Source organism: Lysinibacillus sp. NPDC097231 (assembly GCF_044761885.1).
In the GTDB taxonomy this organism is placed as follows: Bacteria; Bacillota; Bacilli; order Bacillales_A; family Planococcaceae; genus Lysinibacillus.
Genome location: NZ_JBIWDH010000022.1, coordinates 1 through 15,393, shown reverse-complemented (window position 1 = coordinate 15,393; position 15,393 = coordinate 1). Strand labels below are relative to the sequence as shown.

16 protein-coding genes are annotated in these 15,393 nt (G+C 37.5%); 3 read left to right on the top strand and 13 right to left on the bottom strand.

The features are described from left to right. Window positions 1-238 precede the first annotated feature (238 nt). Both rluF and ACIQXF_RS13955 read left to right on the top strand, forming a co-directional pair. On the top strand, window positions 239-940 hold the full coding sequence (gene rluF / locus ACIQXF_RS13960) for a 23S rRNA pseudouridine(2604) synthase RluF (RefSeq protein WP_402783728.1): 702 nt from the start codon (window positions 239-241) through the stop codon (window positions 938-940). 22 nt (window positions 941-962) lie between these two features. After that, window positions 963-1,682: a DUF6904 family protein gene (locus ACIQXF_RS13955; protein ID WP_402783727.1), complete on the top strand. Its 720-nt coding sequence runs from the start codon at window positions 963-965 to the stop codon at window positions 1,680-1,682. Window positions 1,683-1,745: 63 nt separating this feature from the next. On the opposite strand, the gene ACIQXF_RS13950 is transcribed toward ACIQXF_RS13955, so the two are convergent. From ACIQXF_RS13950 to ACIQXF_RS13890, 13 genes are all read right to left on the bottom strand, one after another. After that, entirely contained in the window at window positions 1,746-2,240 is a 495-nt protein-coding gene (locus ACIQXF_RS13950) for a cupin domain-containing protein (protein ID WP_402783726.1), read from the bottom strand. Between the two features lie 116 nt (window positions 2,241-2,356). Continuing rightward, the gene (locus ACIQXF_RS13945; RefSeq protein WP_402783725.1) at window positions 2,357-3,064 is read right to left on the bottom strand and encodes an ABC transporter ATP-binding protein; all 708 of its coding nucleotides are present in this window, start codon (window positions 3,062-3,064) and stop codon (window positions 2,357-2,359) included. Next, a complete protein-coding gene (locus ACIQXF_RS13940; protein WP_402783724.1) occupies window positions 3,064-3,843 on the bottom strand; it encodes an ABC transporter ATP-binding protein in 780 nt (259 codons plus the stop codon). The genes ACIQXF_RS13945 and ACIQXF_RS13940 overlap by 1 nt, the downstream gene beginning before the upstream one ends. Continuing rightward, a complete protein-coding gene (locus ACIQXF_RS13935; RefSeq protein ID WP_402783723.1) occupies window positions 3,843-4,778 on the bottom strand; it encodes a branched-chain amino acid ABC transporter permease in 936 nt (311 codons plus the stop codon). The genes ACIQXF_RS13940 and ACIQXF_RS13935 overlap by 1 nt, the downstream gene beginning before the upstream one ends. A gap of 13 nt (window positions 4,779-4,791) precedes the next feature. Then, complete coding sequence (locus ACIQXF_RS13930) at window positions 4,792-5,667, bottom strand: branched-chain amino acid ABC transporter permease (RefSeq protein WP_402783722.1); 876 nt, start codon at window positions 5,665-5,667, stop codon at window positions 4,792-4,794. A gap of 191 nt (window positions 5,668-5,858) precedes the next feature. Next, window positions 5,859-7,082 (bottom strand): ABC transporter substrate-binding protein, encoded by a 1,224-nt coding sequence (locus ACIQXF_RS13925; protein ID WP_402783721.1) that lies wholly within the window; start codon window positions 7,080-7,082, stop codon window positions 5,859-5,861. A 530-nt stretch (window positions 7,083-7,612) separates the two neighbouring features. Next, the gene (locus ACIQXF_RS13920) at window positions 7,613-8,215 is read right to left on the bottom strand and encodes a class I SAM-dependent methyltransferase (RefSeq protein WP_402783720.1); all 603 of its coding nucleotides are present in this window, start codon (window positions 8,213-8,215) and stop codon (window positions 7,613-7,615) included. An 88-nt stretch (window positions 8,216-8,303) separates the two neighbouring features. After that, entirely contained in the window at window positions 8,304-10,106 is a 1,803-nt protein-coding gene (locus tag ACIQXF_RS13915; RefSeq protein WP_402783719.1) for a CotH kinase family protein, read from the bottom strand. Window positions 10,107-10,140: 34 nt separating this feature from the next. Then, complete coding sequence (locus tag ACIQXF_RS13910; protein WP_402783718.1) at window positions 10,141-10,824, bottom strand: DUF4956 domain-containing protein; 684 nt, start codon at window positions 10,822-10,824, stop codon at window positions 10,141-10,143. Between the two features lie 23 nt (window positions 10,825-10,847). Continuing rightward, the gene (locus tag ACIQXF_RS13905; protein WP_402783717.1) at window positions 10,848-11,549 is read right to left on the bottom strand and encodes a polyphosphate polymerase domain-containing protein; all 702 of its coding nucleotides are present in this window, start codon (window positions 11,547-11,549) and stop codon (window positions 10,848-10,850) included. Window positions 11,550-11,561: 12 nt separating this feature from the next. Continuing rightward, a complete protein-coding gene (locus ACIQXF_RS13900; RefSeq protein WP_402783716.1) occupies window positions 11,562-12,425 on the bottom strand; it encodes a peptidylprolyl isomerase in 864 nt (287 codons plus the stop codon). A gap of 128 nt (window positions 12,426-12,553) precedes the next feature. Beyond that, window positions 12,554-13,978 carry a HAMP domain-containing sensor histidine kinase gene (locus ACIQXF_RS13895; protein ID WP_402783715.1) on the bottom strand — a complete coding sequence of 475 codons (1,425 nt, stop codon included), beginning with the start codon at window positions 13,976-13,978 and terminating at the stop codon, window positions 12,554-12,556. Beyond that, window positions 13,962-14,645 carry a response regulator transcription factor gene (locus ACIQXF_RS13890; protein ID WP_402783714.1) on the bottom strand — a complete coding sequence of 228 codons (684 nt, stop codon included), beginning with the start codon at window positions 14,643-14,645 and terminating at the stop codon, window positions 13,962-13,964. Before ACIQXF_RS13890 ends, ACIQXF_RS13895 begins: the two co-directional genes overlap by 17 nt. A gap of 237 nt (window positions 14,646-14,882) precedes the next feature. Between ACIQXF_RS13890 and ACIQXF_RS13885 the strand changes: the two genes are divergently transcribed. Then, complete coding sequence (locus ACIQXF_RS13885) at window positions 14,883-15,218, top strand: heme oxygenase (protein ID WP_402783713.1); 336 nt, start codon at window positions 14,883-14,885, stop codon at window positions 15,216-15,218. Window positions 15,219-15,393 lie beyond the last annotated feature (175 nt).

The following is a 15,393-nucleotide window of genomic DNA, read 5'->3' as shown; positions in this document are numbered from 1 at the left end:
TTCTCCCCTTTACACAAAATAATGAGAAAACATCTACAAAAATCACTATTTTATATCGAAATAACAGTATTTTTATAGAAACCCTCTTACACAATATATTGTCAGAAACGAAAAATAATATCAACTTTTTTAAAATTTTCTCCAAACAATTTATTTTTGCTAGAAAAGCTTCTAGGATTCACGGTGAGACCAACGATAATGTATACTTAAGAATAATATATATGTATAGGAGAACAGTATGCGGATTAATAAATATTTAAGTGAAACAGGCATCGTATCCCGTCGTGGCGCAGATAAGTGGGTAGCAGAAGGTAAAGTAACGATTAATGGAGAACTCGCTACAGTTGGCAGTCAAGTTGAGGCTGGTGATATGGTTTGCGTTGATGGAAAAGAGGTAAAAAAAGAAGAACAGCTCGTATATATTGCCTTGAACAAACCCGTAGGCATTACAAGCACAACTGAACAACACATAAAAGGAAATGTTGTTGATTTTGTCAATCACCCCCTACGAATTTTTCATATTGGGCGTCTTGATAAGGAATCAGAGGGACTATTATTACTAACAAATGATGGTGATATCGTCAATAAAATATTACGTGCAGAAAATCATCACGAAAAAGAATATATTGTCCAAGTTGATAAACCTATTACAGATCAATTTATAAAAAAAATGGGGGCTGGTGTAGATATTTTAGATACTACGACCTTGCCTTGTTATGTTGAAAAAATATCTGATAAAGTCTTTAAAATAATTTTAGAGCAAGGTTTAAATCGTCAAATACGTCGTATGTGCTCAGCTCTTGGCTATTCCGTTAAGCGTCTACAGCGAATTCGTATTATGAATATTAAGCTTGGGAATTTAAAGGTTGGACAGTGGCGTGATTTAACAGAAAAGGAACGAACAGAACTATTTAGACTACTCAATTACACACCAAAATAAAGCCAATTAAGGGGATAGAACTATGCTTTCAATTCAAAGTACTGAGCAGTTAACAGGAGCACGAATTAGCGGTGATTTTTGGGACTTAGATGAACTCATTAATGCCATTCACAAAATAATAGGTGATGAAAACAAATATTATGATTATCAAGGGGCACGCCAACGGATCCTTAGGATTTGTTATAAACTGCGTCATGCTGCCAAAGGGGAGCATCAACTTGAGTTTGTAAGTAACGGACTCAATAAAAGTATTCTGACCCAGCATGAACTAATTTTCCCAAACAAAAATGCCTATTTCGCAACTGAGGTACTTTGGCCAGAGCTAATTTTTACTGCTATCTCATTAAATGATTTTATTCACCTACACAAAGAGCTAATTGATTCTTCTGAGTGGAATATTGATGTTGCCGCAATCCGAAAATTCCAAGCAGCGGTTGCCGATTGTCTGGAGCAGGAGCTTAATGAAGAAGAATACTTAGTTTTTTTAAGAATGCTACATACTAAAAGTCCATTAACATGCCGTTATGCTACACAGTATGTAGATGTACTAAACCTAGAGTATATTCGATTAAGCATAGAGGAACGTAAAGCTCATTTAGCCTCCTATGCCCTGCGCTTAATGCTTGAAGACGACGAATATGAAGCGCTAAAATCACAGCTTATGGAAGCTGCGATTACTACCAAAAAGGCATTGCACGAAATTGAAATCAAGGCCAATTACCCTGAAAAAATACTTTGGTAAATATGAAGTGCCGTCTCAAATAAAGTGTGAGACGGCTACTTTTCTTCTATCTGCTGAAATAAGTTAAATTGACTTGTAAGCCATTTTTCGAATAACTTCCTCGTGCTGTGGGTAATTAGCTAAAAGCTCATCTTGTGTAAACAATTCAAAGTCTTCAAAATCAAAGCCTGGTGCAACCATACAGCCAACTAAACTAAATGTTTCTGCTTCCTCTACGGATGAGCCAAATATAGTATTCTTCGGTACAGCTATTTGTGGCACTTCCCCTGCTTCAACATTTAATCCAAGCCTTTTCGCCTCATATGTACCATCTGGGAAAATCATATGGACTGTTAACGGACTTCCAGCATGATAATACCAAAGCTCATCTGATTTTAAACGATGCAAATGAGAGATATCCTGTGACCTTAGTAAGAAATAAATACTCGTATAAATTGGTCTTTGTACTTCCCTCACAGCTATATCCTCTGATGCACGAAACGAAGATATATAATACCCTCCCTCTGGATGCTCTGCTAATTTCAACTTTTCTATAAAATATTGTGCTGAAAATTTCATAACCTCACTCCTTTCGTCCACCTTACCAAATAATAAAGGACCAATGCCACTGCCCGTCTATCTATGCCCTTCAATAACACGAAAAAAGCATCTCAACTTTCGAGATGCTCTTCCTTTTACAAACCACCTAAATAAGCAGCCTTTACTTCTTCACTTTCTTGTAGCTCTTTAGCTGTACCTGATAGTACAATACGCCCTGTTTCCAATACGTACGCACGATTGGCTACAGATAGTGCCATATTTGCATTTTGCTCAACAAGCAACACGGTTGTACCCTCTTTATTGACTTGCTCAATAATATTAAAAATATTTTTTACCATGAGTGGGGCAAGACCCATTGAAGGCTCATCCATCAATAGCAATTTCGGTTTTGCCATTAATGCTCGACCCATCGCAAGCATTTGTTGCTCACCACCAGATAAAGTGCCTGATTGCTGCTTGCGTCGCTCCAAAAGTCTTGGGAATAGCTCAAATACATGATCCATATCCTTTTTTATGCCAGCTTTGTCATTACGAAGATATGCCCCAAGCTCCAAGTTTTCTTCTACCGACATATTGGCAAAGACACGACGCCCCTCTGGAACATGCGAAATACCTGATTTTACAATTGTCTGTGCAGCCTTCCCTGCAATAGAAAAGCCTTCATATTCAATGATGCCACCCTTTGGTTTTAATAATCCTGATAATGTTTTTAATAACGTACTTTTACCAGCACCGTTCGCACCGATTAACGTAACAATTTCACCCTCGTTTACTTCTAAAGAGAGGCCCTTTAATGCCTGAATGTTCCCGTAAAACACATCTATATTTTGTACTTTTAGCATTAGCCGATAACCTCCTCGCCAAGGTAAGCTTCTATTACCTTTGGATTGTTGCGTATTTCTTCCGGTGTCCCGTCAGCTATTAATTGACCATGATCGAGCACGTAAATGCGTTCACAAATCCCCATGACTAAGCTCATATCGTGCTCAATTAGTAGAATTGTTAGGCCAAATTCTTTACGAATAAATGCTATTAATTCCATTAAGTCATGTGTTTCCTGTGGATTCATCCCCGCTGCTGGCTCATCTAATAAAAGCAGCTTTGGTTTAGCAGCTAAAGCACGGGCAATTTCTAGGCGGCGCTGCATTCCATATGGTAAATTTTTTGCTAGCTCATCCTTATAAATATCTAAGCCAAAGATCTTTAAAAACTCAATGGATTGATACTCCATTTCTGCCTCACCTTTAAAGTGATTCGGCAAACGGAAAATGGAGGACCACATGGAGTGCTTCGCCAGTGAATGGTTCGCTACCTTTACATTATCTAAAACAGACAGCTCTTTAAATAAACGAATGTTTTGGAACGTACGGCTAATACCTTTTTGTGTTACTTGGTATGGCGCAAGCCCATTTAGCTTCATACCAGCAAATGTAATAGTGCCTTCAGTAGGCATATAAACACCTGTTAGCATATTAAAACTGGTTGTCTTACCGGCTCCATTAGGCCCTATAAGACCGACTAATTCCCCATGATTAAGGTACATATTAACGCCCTGTACCGCCTTTAAACCACCGAATTGAATGCCCATATTTTCAACATTGATAAGAAGGTTTCCAGTCATTATTTTGTACCTCCTTTTTTACCGAACTTAAATAGATCCGTAATTTCTTTTGTTCCCATCAAACCTGTTGGACGATAAAGCATTACGACTATTAATACTAAGCTGTAGATAATCATACGTGTTTCTGGGAAGTTTGCTAGGTAAGCCGAAACCAGCGTTAAGAAAATCGCAGCAATCACTGAACCTGAAAGACTTCCTAAACCACCAAGAACTACATAAATTAAAATATCAAATGATTTTAAGAAACCGAAAGTTGTCGGTTGAATAATATAAAAGTTATGTGCAAAGATGGCCCCTGCAAGACCAGCAAAGAAAGAACCAATTGCGAAAGCTACAACTTTATAGTAGGTTGTGTTAATACCCATTGCATCTGCCGCAATTTCATCCTCACGAATCGAAATACATGCGCGTCCATGGCGAGAATTCGTAAAGTTCGAGATGACTAGAATTGTTAGAAAAACACCTATGAATGCATATGTCCAATTGGATAAATATTTAACCTGCATCCCTGCTGCGCCACCAACATAGTCCGTATTTAAAAAGATAATACGTATAATCTCCGCAAAACCAAGTGTAGCAATTGCTAAATAGTCACCCTTTAATCGTAGCGTAGGAATACCTACAATTAAACCAGCTACTGCTGCTGCCAACGCTCCTAAGAAAATGGCTAATGGGAATGGAAGCATCAGCTTAGTTGTAATAATGGCAGAAATGTATGCCCCTACTGCTAGGAAACCGGCATGCCCAATTGAGAACTGACCAGTAATACCGATAACAATATGCAAGCTGACCGCTAACATGATGTTAATACATATTGTAATCAACATATTTTGGTAGTAAATATCGAGAACGTTTGTTGAAATAAGCATTTGTACAACTGCATAGATGACTAGCGCTAATACGGCATAGCCCCAGAAAACTTTAGACTTTTTCATAATTACCGCTCACCTACACTTTCTCACGGGCATTTTTACCAAAGATGCCCGATGGTCTGAAGATTAAAATTAAAATTAAAATAACGAATGCCGCAGCATCGCGCCATAAAGAGAAGCCAAGTGCACTTACTAATGATTCCACAACACCTAATAACATGCCGCCAACCATAGCGCCAGGAATAATACCAATACCACCTAGTACAGCCGCGATGAACGCTTTAACTCCTGGAATAACGCCCATTAATGGATCGATTTTCGTATAATAAACACCAAAAATAACACCTGCAGCACCCGCTAAAGCTGAACCAATTGCGAAGGTCGCTGAAATTGTATTATCTACGTTAATACCCATTAAACGTGCTGCATCGGCATCATGGGAAACTGCTCGCATCGCTTTCCCGATTTTAGTTTTATGTACGATGAATTGTAAAAGAATCATCAGTACAACTGAGACAGATAATATTAAAATTGATATACTACTGATTTGAACACCGAAAACATCAAATGTTTTATTAGTAAAGACTTCCGGATATGCCGCTGGTTGCGCACCTCTGAAGAAAATAGTCGTATATTCGATTAATAGCGATACACCGATTGCCGTAATTAAAGCTGCAATACGCGTGGCATTTCGTAAACGCTTATAAGCAATACGTTCAATTAAAACACCAAATATTGCACAGACTGCCATCGCTAATAATAGTGCCGGGAAGAAGCCAAGTTCCCATTTAGCGATTGCGTAAAAGCCAATAAATGACCCAATCATGAAAACATCACCGTGGGCAAAGTTAATCAGCTTAATAATCCCGTATACCATCGTATACCCTAACGCTATTAATGCGTAGATACTACCTAGTGAAATACCATTCACAAGTTGCTGTATCCATTCCATGAGCGTTCACTCCTTTTATTTTTTGAAAAATGAAAAAATAGGACGTACTTCTACATGTTATTATTGTATGTAGAATAAATTGTGTCCCTCATAAAAAAGTTTTTTTATTTCCTAATGCTAGAATCTATGTGCTTGATAAAAAACATAAAAAAGGAAGGCGTGTTTACCCGCCTCCCCTTGCCTACGAAACATTAAGGATTAACTTTAGAGTTGAACACTTGTTTACCGTCTTTAAATTCAAGAACTGTTGCTGTTTTAATTGGGTTATGTTGTTTGTCAACTGAGAAAGTACCTGTTACTAAAGAAAGATCTTTTGTATCAGCTAATGCATTTTTAATGGCTTCTCCATCAGTAGAGCCTGCACGTTCAATTGCATCAGCGATGTAGTAAATTGTGTCATAGCCTAATGCATTAAATGCATCTGGTGCTTTATCGCCGTTCGCAGCTTTAAACGCTTTAACGAAGTCTTGAATTTTTTGATCTTGGTCTTCCGCAGAGTAGTGGTTTGTAATGTACGTGTTATTCAACGCTTTCGCACCAGCTAGCTCTACTAATGTTGGTGAATCCCAACCGTCAGCTCCCATCAGTGGAACATCAATACCCATTTCACGAGCTTGTTTAACAATTAAACCAACCTCTTCATAGTATCCAGGGATAAAAATGAAGTCCGGGTTCGCGGCTTTAATATTTGTTAATTGTGTACGGAAGTCCGCATCCTTCGCTACATAGGCTTCTTCTTTTACAACTTTACCGCCATTCTTAGTAATTGTATCTTTAAATGATTTTGCTAAACCTTTAGCATAATCAGATGCATTGTCCGCAAAAACAGCTACGTTTTTCGCTTTTAATTCACCAGTAGCAAAGTTTGCTGCTACAACCCCTTGGAACGGGTCGATGAAGCAAGTACGGAATGCATATTCATTTATGGAACCATCTTCATTTACTGTAATGTTAGGTGCTGTACCTGAACCAGTTACGATTGGAATTTTATTATTGTTGGCAATTTGAACAGTCGCAACTGTATTACCAGAAGTTGCAGGAGCTAGCATCGCTACTACTTTATCTTGTGTTGCTAGTTTAATAGCCGCTGCAGTAGCCTCTGAGTTTTCTGATTTGTTATCTACTTTAATAAGCTCAATTTTCTTTCCGTCGATACCACCATTGTCATTAATCTCTTTCACAGCAAGTTCTGCGCCTACTCCGATTGAAGAACCGTAAGAAGCTACGTTACCTGAAAGCTCTAAGTTTGCACCGATTTTAATAGTATCGCCGTCAGATGAACCACCACCTGATGATGATGAGCCTCCTCCTGAACTTGAACTATCACCGTTACCACAACCAGCAAGAACACCCGCAAGTAATGAAGACGCAATTAGAAGTGAGCCGAACTTTTTAAGCTTTTTGTTGTCTTTCATAATTATATTCCCCCTGAAATTTCTCAAATGTTAGATATTTCTGATAATTATAAACAATTATATCTGTTTCCTCAATAGCAAAAATAATTATTTATAACTATCTAAACGTAAATCAAAATATTATTCATCTAAGCCTTTTACATTGTAAAGCATTCTTTATATTTAGTCTAGAGTGATTTTTCAGTATAATTAGTTATTTAAGAATTATCTATCAATTCGCAGTATATATTAGTACAAAACAATTAGTATGGATTGTTTTTTTACGAAACACCTTACAAAAAGAAGTCCTTTTTCCGAAAATTGAAAGATATTTAATATCTAAATCTCCCAAAATGTTCATAAATAGTCATTATTCCAAAGCTTATTAAAGGTCAAATAATTACCTATATTTACTTTAATTCCCCGGGTAATAAAGGATGTCATTATTAACCGTTCTCTTTTTCGCCATAATTCTAAGCTTAATCGCTCTAGATAGGTTAAAAAGTTTGTAGAGCATTTAAAAAGCTTAGAGATGGGATGTCCCCACTTCTCTAAGCTTTTTTCAATGCAAATACACATAGGCGTTCATTAATATTTTTTTCATTTTCTAGATGAACCTCAATGATTAATTCAAAAGGTGTCCCCTGATGTAGAAACTGCAAATAATCATAAGATGGATAGTATAAAATAATATGAATATCACGCATATATTGCTCATAAGATTTCCAAATATTATGAATGACTGTACGGAAAATATGGATTGAAAACGGATTGAAAAAGAAGAAAACATTGTCGCATGGTTGAATCGTATAGTCTTCCGCTATTGAATGAATAAAAGAAATGGGAGCTTGAGCATTATTCTTTTGGAGATAGCCCTTTTTATTATCCTCAGCCTCTGCATAAAAACCTGCATCCATTTCTATCCCAATCGTAGGAATATGAAATTTATGTTGTACATAGATAGGTACTCTGCCTTTTCCGCATCCCATATCTATAAACACTGGATTCTGGGGCATTTCATACTCTGAAAATAATTGTTCTAATCCGACATACGGTGTTGGCTCATAACGATGATAGTGTGCTAATTTAGGAAAACCATACTGTTCACCAACAGTATTAATATGTAAAAGCTTATCAAATTGATGTTCATTCATAATAATAGACTCCTTAAAAAAGAATGCTTTATTTTAGCACGACAAAAAGCAAATACCATACCCAAAAGTCTTTGGATATGGTTATTTTTTAACGACCTCTTCGCTTAAATTTAAAAACAGCAAAGAGCGCAATTAATAAAATAGCAAGAGAAGCTATTGCTGTAAGCACTGTATTTTTATCAATTACAGTTGCTTGATTTAATTGTTCATTACCTTGGTTAGGCATTCCCATAGGACCACCATTTGGCCGTTTTCCCTGCATATTGCCGTCTTGATTAAACTGCGGAGCTTGTGAAGGATCAAAATCCTCAGGTAATTGACTTGGATCAAAACCATCAGGCATAGGGTTGCCGTTCATATCACCATTGTCATTAGCATTAGGCATTCCCATATTACCTTGTGATGTTGACGCTTCCACAACAAGTTCACCTGACAGCTGCTTTAAAATAGATGCAGAGCGCTGCTTAGCAAATTCAGGGAGACTGTTTCCTCCTTCAATAGCTTCTAAAAATTGCACTGTCGTAGAGAATTTCGTAGGATCTGCTTCCACATAAGTTGTTAATAACACTGCTAATTTTTTAGTAATGCTCTGGATATTTTCTTCTGTTAAGTAATTAGTAGCCACTTCTTCTAAATAGTCTTCATATTTAGTACGATACTCTTCATTTGATAGTAAGGCATTCAATAGCGGTCGATCCTCTAATGTTATACCAGATACAGGGGTAGTCACACTAAAATTAATAGCGCTATCTGACATAAGATCGCCGGACATCCCCATCGCCATATTGAATCCACCCTGATTTCGGTTACCATTAGGCTGTCCACCTTGCTGTTGTTGAACAACATTATTCGGAAACTCCATGTCAGGTTTGTCTGATTGCTCATTTGTCTTTGCATCTTCTGGTGTTTTTATATTGGCATTGGCTGGGACTTGATTATTGCCACCCATTCTATCGCCTCCACCAAAACCACCAACACCAAAGCCACCAAAGGACATATTATAATCCCAAGGTATAATCGAAAACACACCGTTATCCTCATACAAATAGTAATTGTGTTTCATAGTTCCCTGATAACTATCAAGACTTACAAGTGCGGTATTCATAGCAAAATAACGTAACATTTCATCGACATCAATATATTTTTCAATATCGCCACCATTATTGATGGCTTTAAGCATATCAATGAACTTTGATTGATCGACATTGCCTTCATTCGTTTTTAAACCAATTCCCGTATAATCAGCAATATCATCACTAATATATTTTAAATCACTGCCTATCCCATCTGGCTTAAACAAAAATCCATTATTAGAGCCGTAGTTATTTGCCAGGAATGTTTCGTCCACCGCTTCTACCCCTAAAAATAGACCACGATCCTCACCATTCACTGTGACATACATATATGAATGAGCGGGTGTAGGTAATCCCATTTGTTCCATGAGCTCATAAGAAATATATTCTCGCATTAATGTTGTATCACTGAAATTATTGTTTAAATTTAATTTTTTCAAGCCATATAAGCTTTGTGTATCGTCATAGTAATCAAAATCGATTTTTAAGCTATATCGATCCGAGTCGCTACTTACAACAGAGTTTAGTGACGAACTTCCTTTCGTACGAATTGCTACACTCTCTATTCTCTTACCATTGACCGTGATATTGGCTTGCTTTAACTCCTTATCTGTCGCATTTTCTAGCATATCTGCCCAATCTTCCTCGGCAATTTCAATATCTACCGTTGTTACTTTATTTTCATTAAACACAATATTCTCATAAGAAAACTCAGTATTCTTGGTTTCAATGCCTACGTTGGGAAGTACAGCATATAGTACGACAAAGAGTAGTAGTAGAATTGCCATACAGAGATAGACAACCCTTGTTTTAATCATGATTTGCACCTCTCTTCGCAGTTTAAGTCGCTAACTAAGCCGTGAAATTACCATCATAACTAAGCATAACTGCAGATTTCACTCCTGGTACCTTTGTAAGATTGTCCATTAGCTTGGCATCATTTTGCTTCACACGAATTTCATAGGTTGTTTCGATTTCATCATTTTGCATAATGGATTTTGATTTTAAAGCAAATTTTTTAGATTGTGCGGCAATAATACGCTCTACTGCCTCGCAAGCCATTTCTTCTTCAAATTTCACAATTAATAGATATGGATTTTCCACAGTAATTTTGTTCACAAAGATAAGTAGCACAAGACCAATTAAAACGGCACCAATAATAACAAGTGGAATAAATCCTGCTCCACAAAGAATTCCTGATACGATTGCCCAAAAAATATACACTAGATCCATTGGGTCTTTAATAGGTGTACGGAAACGCACGATTGATAGCGCACCAACCATACCAAGCGATAACAGCACATTTGAACTGATCCCCATAATCACAAGCGCTGTCGCCATTGTCATAATAAGTAGTGAAATATTAAAAGAATGGGAGTAAATCACGCCGTTAAAGGTCTTCTTGTAAACAGCGTAAATAAAAAGCCCCACAAAGAAAGCTACTACTAAACCAATAATTGAATCTATTAATGAAAACGAAGTTGTTTTTTCTAAAAAGTTGGATTTAAAAATATCATTAAATTTGATTGTATCCATTGTTCATTTCTCCTTTTTATAAATTAGCCGTACATGCGACTAAGCTGATATTTCGAATAGGCCTCAGCACGTGTATCTACTGATTGTAGTAAGTACTTAATAATGTCTGGCAAGTACTCATCATATTTCACTTCTAAAATAACTAGGTTTGGCTCCAAGACATCCACCATTGGCAGCTTCGGATTAAACATATCTGTATTGCGAAGGCTTGACTGTACCTTGCTATCAAAAGTGACACGAACATTTCCAAAGGGATAGATATAAGCTTCACGCTCGTAATCGACAACTGTCATTGGTTTCAATTGGCTATATTTCATTTCCCGATGTAAATCTTGAATTAACGCTCGTTTGTCTTCCTGCATCCAAGCGATATCTCCACTACGTATTTTTTCATATTCCTTTTGAGTCATGGCACACTTCGTTTTAAAGGTTAAATTGTTACGTTTACTTTTCCGCTCGAGATTTACAATAGCTGAGGATTTGCCATAAATACGGACCCGATATTTATCTCGATTAATATAACCCTCTTTTTTCTCATTCAGAACCTTGTTTTCAAAATTATCGAAGTATGTGCTGCGAATTAGATACTTACCATTCGTTCCTGCATGCTTGTCTAGCTGCATCACATGCTGTAGCTTAGTTTTTAATAACGCATAATCGGGATAGGAGATTGCTTGCTTAATCTCCTTTCGACCGTTAGGGTTGAATGAAGAAAGTATAGGCATATTGTTCACTCCTTACATTTTTTCGATTTTGTATTGCTCTTGCTTTTCGGCGAGCCAAGACTCATATTCTTCATTTATGTGCTCCTCAAGTAAAGTCGTATAAACATCATCTTTTACATCCTCGAATACAGCTTCTTCTGCCGGTACTTTATCGGTTACTTTAATAATGTGAAAACCTTCATAGGTTTGAACGATATCACTAATGCCACCTTTTTCAAGGGCAAATGCAGCTTCCTCAAACTGTTCATCCATTTGACCGCGACTAATATAACCTAATTCGCCACCGTTCTCGCTTGTTGCTGAATCTATTGAATATGTCTTTGCTAGGTCTGAAAAATCCTCTCCAGCTTTTACTTTGACCAACACGTCTTTTGCAGTTGCCTCATCTTCTAATAAAATATGACTTGCTACGACCTCTTCCTTTTGTCCATAGCTATCCTTGTTGTTTTCAAAATATTGGGCTACTTCCTCATCCGAAAGATCAATGCTTGCTGCAATAACATTTTTTGTGAGCTGATACATGCGAATATTTTCCTTTACACTCTGCTCTGTCAGTCCATTTGCCTCTAGTGCAGCCTGTAAGGATTCCTCTCCACCATATGATTCCTCTAACTCCTTATACTCCTCTTCAATAGAGTCATCAGATACAGAAACGCCTACTTTTTTCGCCTCTAGCTCAACAATTTTATTAGTAATTAATGTATCAAGCACATCTGCACCATATTGTTCACGCAATGCGTCATCTAGCTCTGTTTGTAAAATCTTTTCACCATCAACCTTCGCCACGTAATCGTTATTTGCACCACAACCAGCTAATACCATTAATAATGCAGCTGGCAAGATCAGCATGCGGAAGAACTTTTTGTTTGTGGTCATCCTTTATCTTGTCCTTTCTTTTTAGTTTCTCGTTTACACTGTTCACTATAATGATCTAATGTGTCAGTCAGATGTCAGCTTTACAATTCTTTCAAAAAATCTTTACAAATAAAAAGCTACCACGCCTTTTATAGCGTAGTAGCTTTTTTCAATGATAATTCAAAACACGTTCCAGATGGATCACTTTCTTGCAATCGTAAATCACCACCAATTGATTGTGCCATCATTTTACTTAATGATAATCCTAGACCTAATCCACGGACAGCATATTTTTTATTTTCTCCTCTAAAAAAGCGTTCAAAAATAAACGCCTGATCTTCTTGTGGAATACCGTGACCAGTGTCCTGTACAGTCATCGAAACTGTGTCGTCCTTCTCCAATAATGTAATCGTAACAATCCCTTCCTGCATAGCCTGCTTTGCATTTGTTAATAGATTCGTCACTACTTGCTGCACACGTACAACATCAGCCTGTACGTTTACTGATTGTGGGAGAAGATGCGTTTGAATTTTTACAGTTTCATCATCCTGTACGACCTCCCACTGTGTTACTGCATCACGTACTAACTGATTAATATTTACAGCTTCAAGCTTTACGGGGATTGCATCAACAGCGAAATGATTAAAAGCTAGTAAATCGCCAACCATAGTCTTCATCTTCGTCGTCTCTACCAGCGCCAGTTGAATAAATTCACTGGCGTCCTGTCCTGTAACGACACCATCCTTCACTGCCTGTAATAATCCGCTAATTGATGTGACTGGTGTTTTTAGTTCATGTGTGACACCTGCTAATAATTCTGTTCGCGTCTTTTCTAATTGTTCTAGTCTATTCGCCATTTCCTTAAAGGACGTAACGAGCTCATAAATTTCTTCTTCTTTATTATTCTGAGGCAAATCAAACGTATAGTTCCCCTCTTGGACTTGTTTGGCGGCTTCAGCTACTTGTTTAATTGGATGCGTTAAACGCTTCGATAATAAATAAACAGCACCCCAGCCTAGTACAGCAAGTGCTCCGATAAGTAATGCCAGTTGCCCGTATGCTTGGTTAACCTTTGTTAGATTTCCCTTTTTCTCTAGCACTAGCACCCATCCAACCAATTTGTTGTCTTTTTCAATTTTCCTTTTTACGACATATTGAGCGGTTGATTGTCCTTCATTCATTTTAGTTATTTTCTTTGTACCTTCTTCACCATCTAGCAAGTCTTTAACATTTTTTGGACTTCCAGGTGGAATTGGTCGGTTACTAGTTAATATATTGCCCTCCGTATCTACAACATACAAAATGGGATCAATTTCTCGCATAGTAAATCGTTCACGATCCCCAATAAAACCTGGAATAGCGCCCATAGGACCATTTAGACCTGAAGTATCTGTTAGACGATATAAAGTCTCGTCTGCTAAAAACTCCATTAATTCAAGCCTATTTTGAAACGTTGTATGACGAATCCATGCCGCAGAAATAAAAGAAATAATGGCTAGGCCTACAAAAAGCGTTAATAAATAGCGACTTGTCCAGTAGTTAAGCAATGATACTCGCTTATTTTTTTTGAACACTTAACTGATACCCCAATCCACGTAGTGTCTTTATTTCTCCCTCTGTTTCATCCCATTCATTAAGAGCTTTGCGTAGTCGCTTCACCGCTAAATCCACTGCTCTATCGCTACCATCATATTCCCAACCCCAAATTTGATCAATTAACTGATCACGTGTAAATGTTTGGTTGGGGTTCTCTGCTAAAAATAAAAGCACCGATAAGTCTCTAGGAGTTAAGATGATTTCTTCCCCCTTAAGTAACACTCGATGGGCCTTCATATCAATCTCTAGCTGACCGAAGCGCTTTATATCTGAAGATTCATGGCCCTCAGCACGTCGTAATACCGCCTTTACTCTTGCTACCACTTCGTCTGCTATAAATGGCTTTGCAATATAATCATCCGCACCTCGATCGAAGCCCTCTAAACGGTAATTTACATCGCCTAAAGCTGTAAGCATAATAACGGGACAAGAGCTAATCTCTCTAATTTCCTTTAAAATAACCCAACCGTTCTTCTCTGGCAACATGACATCAAGTAACATTAAATCGGGCTGCACCTCTTGAAACATGGCCAATACCTGACCACCATTAAAACATTGCATAACATCATAGCCCACTTTTTTCAAATATGCTTTCAAAACCTGACTGATTGCATATTCGTCTTCTACTACTAAAATTTTTGCCATGTTCTTTCACCTCGTCACCAGCTCATTCATGTTTTCATTGTATCATCAGATTATGTCAGTTGAATGTCAGGATTTGCTCATTCTTGTCTCCACACACCCAGCTATTTGTAATTTTCATTGCTATTCTATTGACAATGTCTTCCTACGCCAATTATCATTGATTGCGAATGATAATCAATGATAATTCATTCAAATAGAGGATTTTTACTATTCAGAAAATGATTAGGGGGTAAAAGCATGATTATTGTTACAAATCGTATTCAAGTTAAACCCGGCTTTGCTACAAAAATGGCACCGAATTTTACAAAGCCAGGACCACTACAACAGTTTGAAGGCTTCCATAAAGTAGAGGTGTTAGTTTCAACTGATGATCCGACTTATGACGAAATGAGCGTCAATATGTACTGGGAATCCAAGGAGCATTTTCAAGCTTGGCGTAATAGCGATGAATTCGCTGCTGCTCATCACCGTCCAGCACCAGGCTCTGAGGGGGCAAAACCTGAAAATAGCCCAATTATAGGCAGCAAAATAGTAATAGCTGAATTAGCTTCTTCCATTGAAGCATCACACTAATTCTCAACATGTATACCCTATTCCCACTAATTATGAGGCAATGGGATAAAAACTAAAGTATCTTCTGATTCTATCTAAAAAGAGGCTGGGACAAAACCTCAAGAATTAACAAAGAAGCCCGGGGAATTTTACGATCAGTAAAATTCCCCGGGCTTTGTATTTGAACATATAAATT

Bases quoted from the DNA above. Each gene is read 5' to 3' on its own strand.
- ACIQXF_RS13900 (WP_402783716.1), bottom strand. From the start codon at position 12,425: ATGACCACAAACAAAAAGTTCTTCCGCATGCTGATCTTGCCAGCTGCA.
- rluF (WP_402783728.1), top strand. From the start codon at position 239: ATGCGGATTAATAAATATTTAAGTGAAACAGGCATCGTATCCCGTCGT.
- ACIQXF_RS13930 (WP_402783722.1), bottom strand. From the start codon at position 5,667: ATGGAATGGATACAGCAACTTGTGAATGGTATTTCACTAGGTAGTATC.
- ACIQXF_RS13920 (WP_402783720.1), bottom strand. From the start codon at position 8,215: ATGAATGAACATCAATTTGATAAGCTTTTACATATTAATACTGTTGGT.
- ACIQXF_RS13945 (WP_402783725.1), bottom strand. From the start codon at position 3,064: ATGCTAAAAGTACAAAATATAGATGTGTTTTACGGGAACATTCAGGCA.
- ACIQXF_RS13915 (WP_402783719.1), bottom strand. From the start codon at position 10,106: ATGATTAAAACAAGGGTTGTCTATCTCTGTATGGCAATTCTACTACTA.
- ACIQXF_RS13885 (WP_402783713.1), top strand. From the start codon at position 14,883: ATGATTATTGTTACAAATCGTATTCAAGTTAAACCCGGCTTTGCTACA.
- ACIQXF_RS13955 (WP_402783727.1), top strand. From the start codon at position 963: ATGCTTTCAATTCAAAGTACTGAGCAGTTAACAGGAGCACGAATTAGC.
- ACIQXF_RS13940 (WP_402783724.1), bottom strand. From the start codon at position 3,843: ATGACTGGAAACCTTCTTATCAATGTTGAAAATATGGGCATTCAATTC.
- ACIQXF_RS13950 (WP_402783726.1), bottom strand. From the start codon at position 2,240: ATGAAATTTTCAGCACAATATTTTATAGAAAAGTTGAAATTAGCAGAG.
- ACIQXF_RS13890 (WP_402783714.1), bottom strand. From the start codon at position 14,645: ATGGCAAAAATTTTAGTAGTAGAAGACGAATATGCAATCAGTCAGGTT.
- ACIQXF_RS13905 (WP_402783717.1), bottom strand. From the start codon at position 11,549: ATGCCTATACTTTCTTCATTCAACCCTAACGGTCGAAAGGAGATTAAG.
- ACIQXF_RS13935 (WP_402783723.1), bottom strand. From the start codon at position 4,778: ATGAAAAAGTCTAAAGTTTTCTGGGGCTATGCCGTATTAGCGCTAGTC.
- ACIQXF_RS13925 (WP_402783721.1), bottom strand. From the start codon at position 7,082: ATGAAAGACAACAAAAAGCTTAAAAAGTTCGGCTCACTTCTAATTGCG.
- ACIQXF_RS13910 (WP_402783718.1), bottom strand. From the start codon at position 10,824: ATGGATACAATCAAATTTAATGATATTTTTAAATCCAACTTTTTAGAA.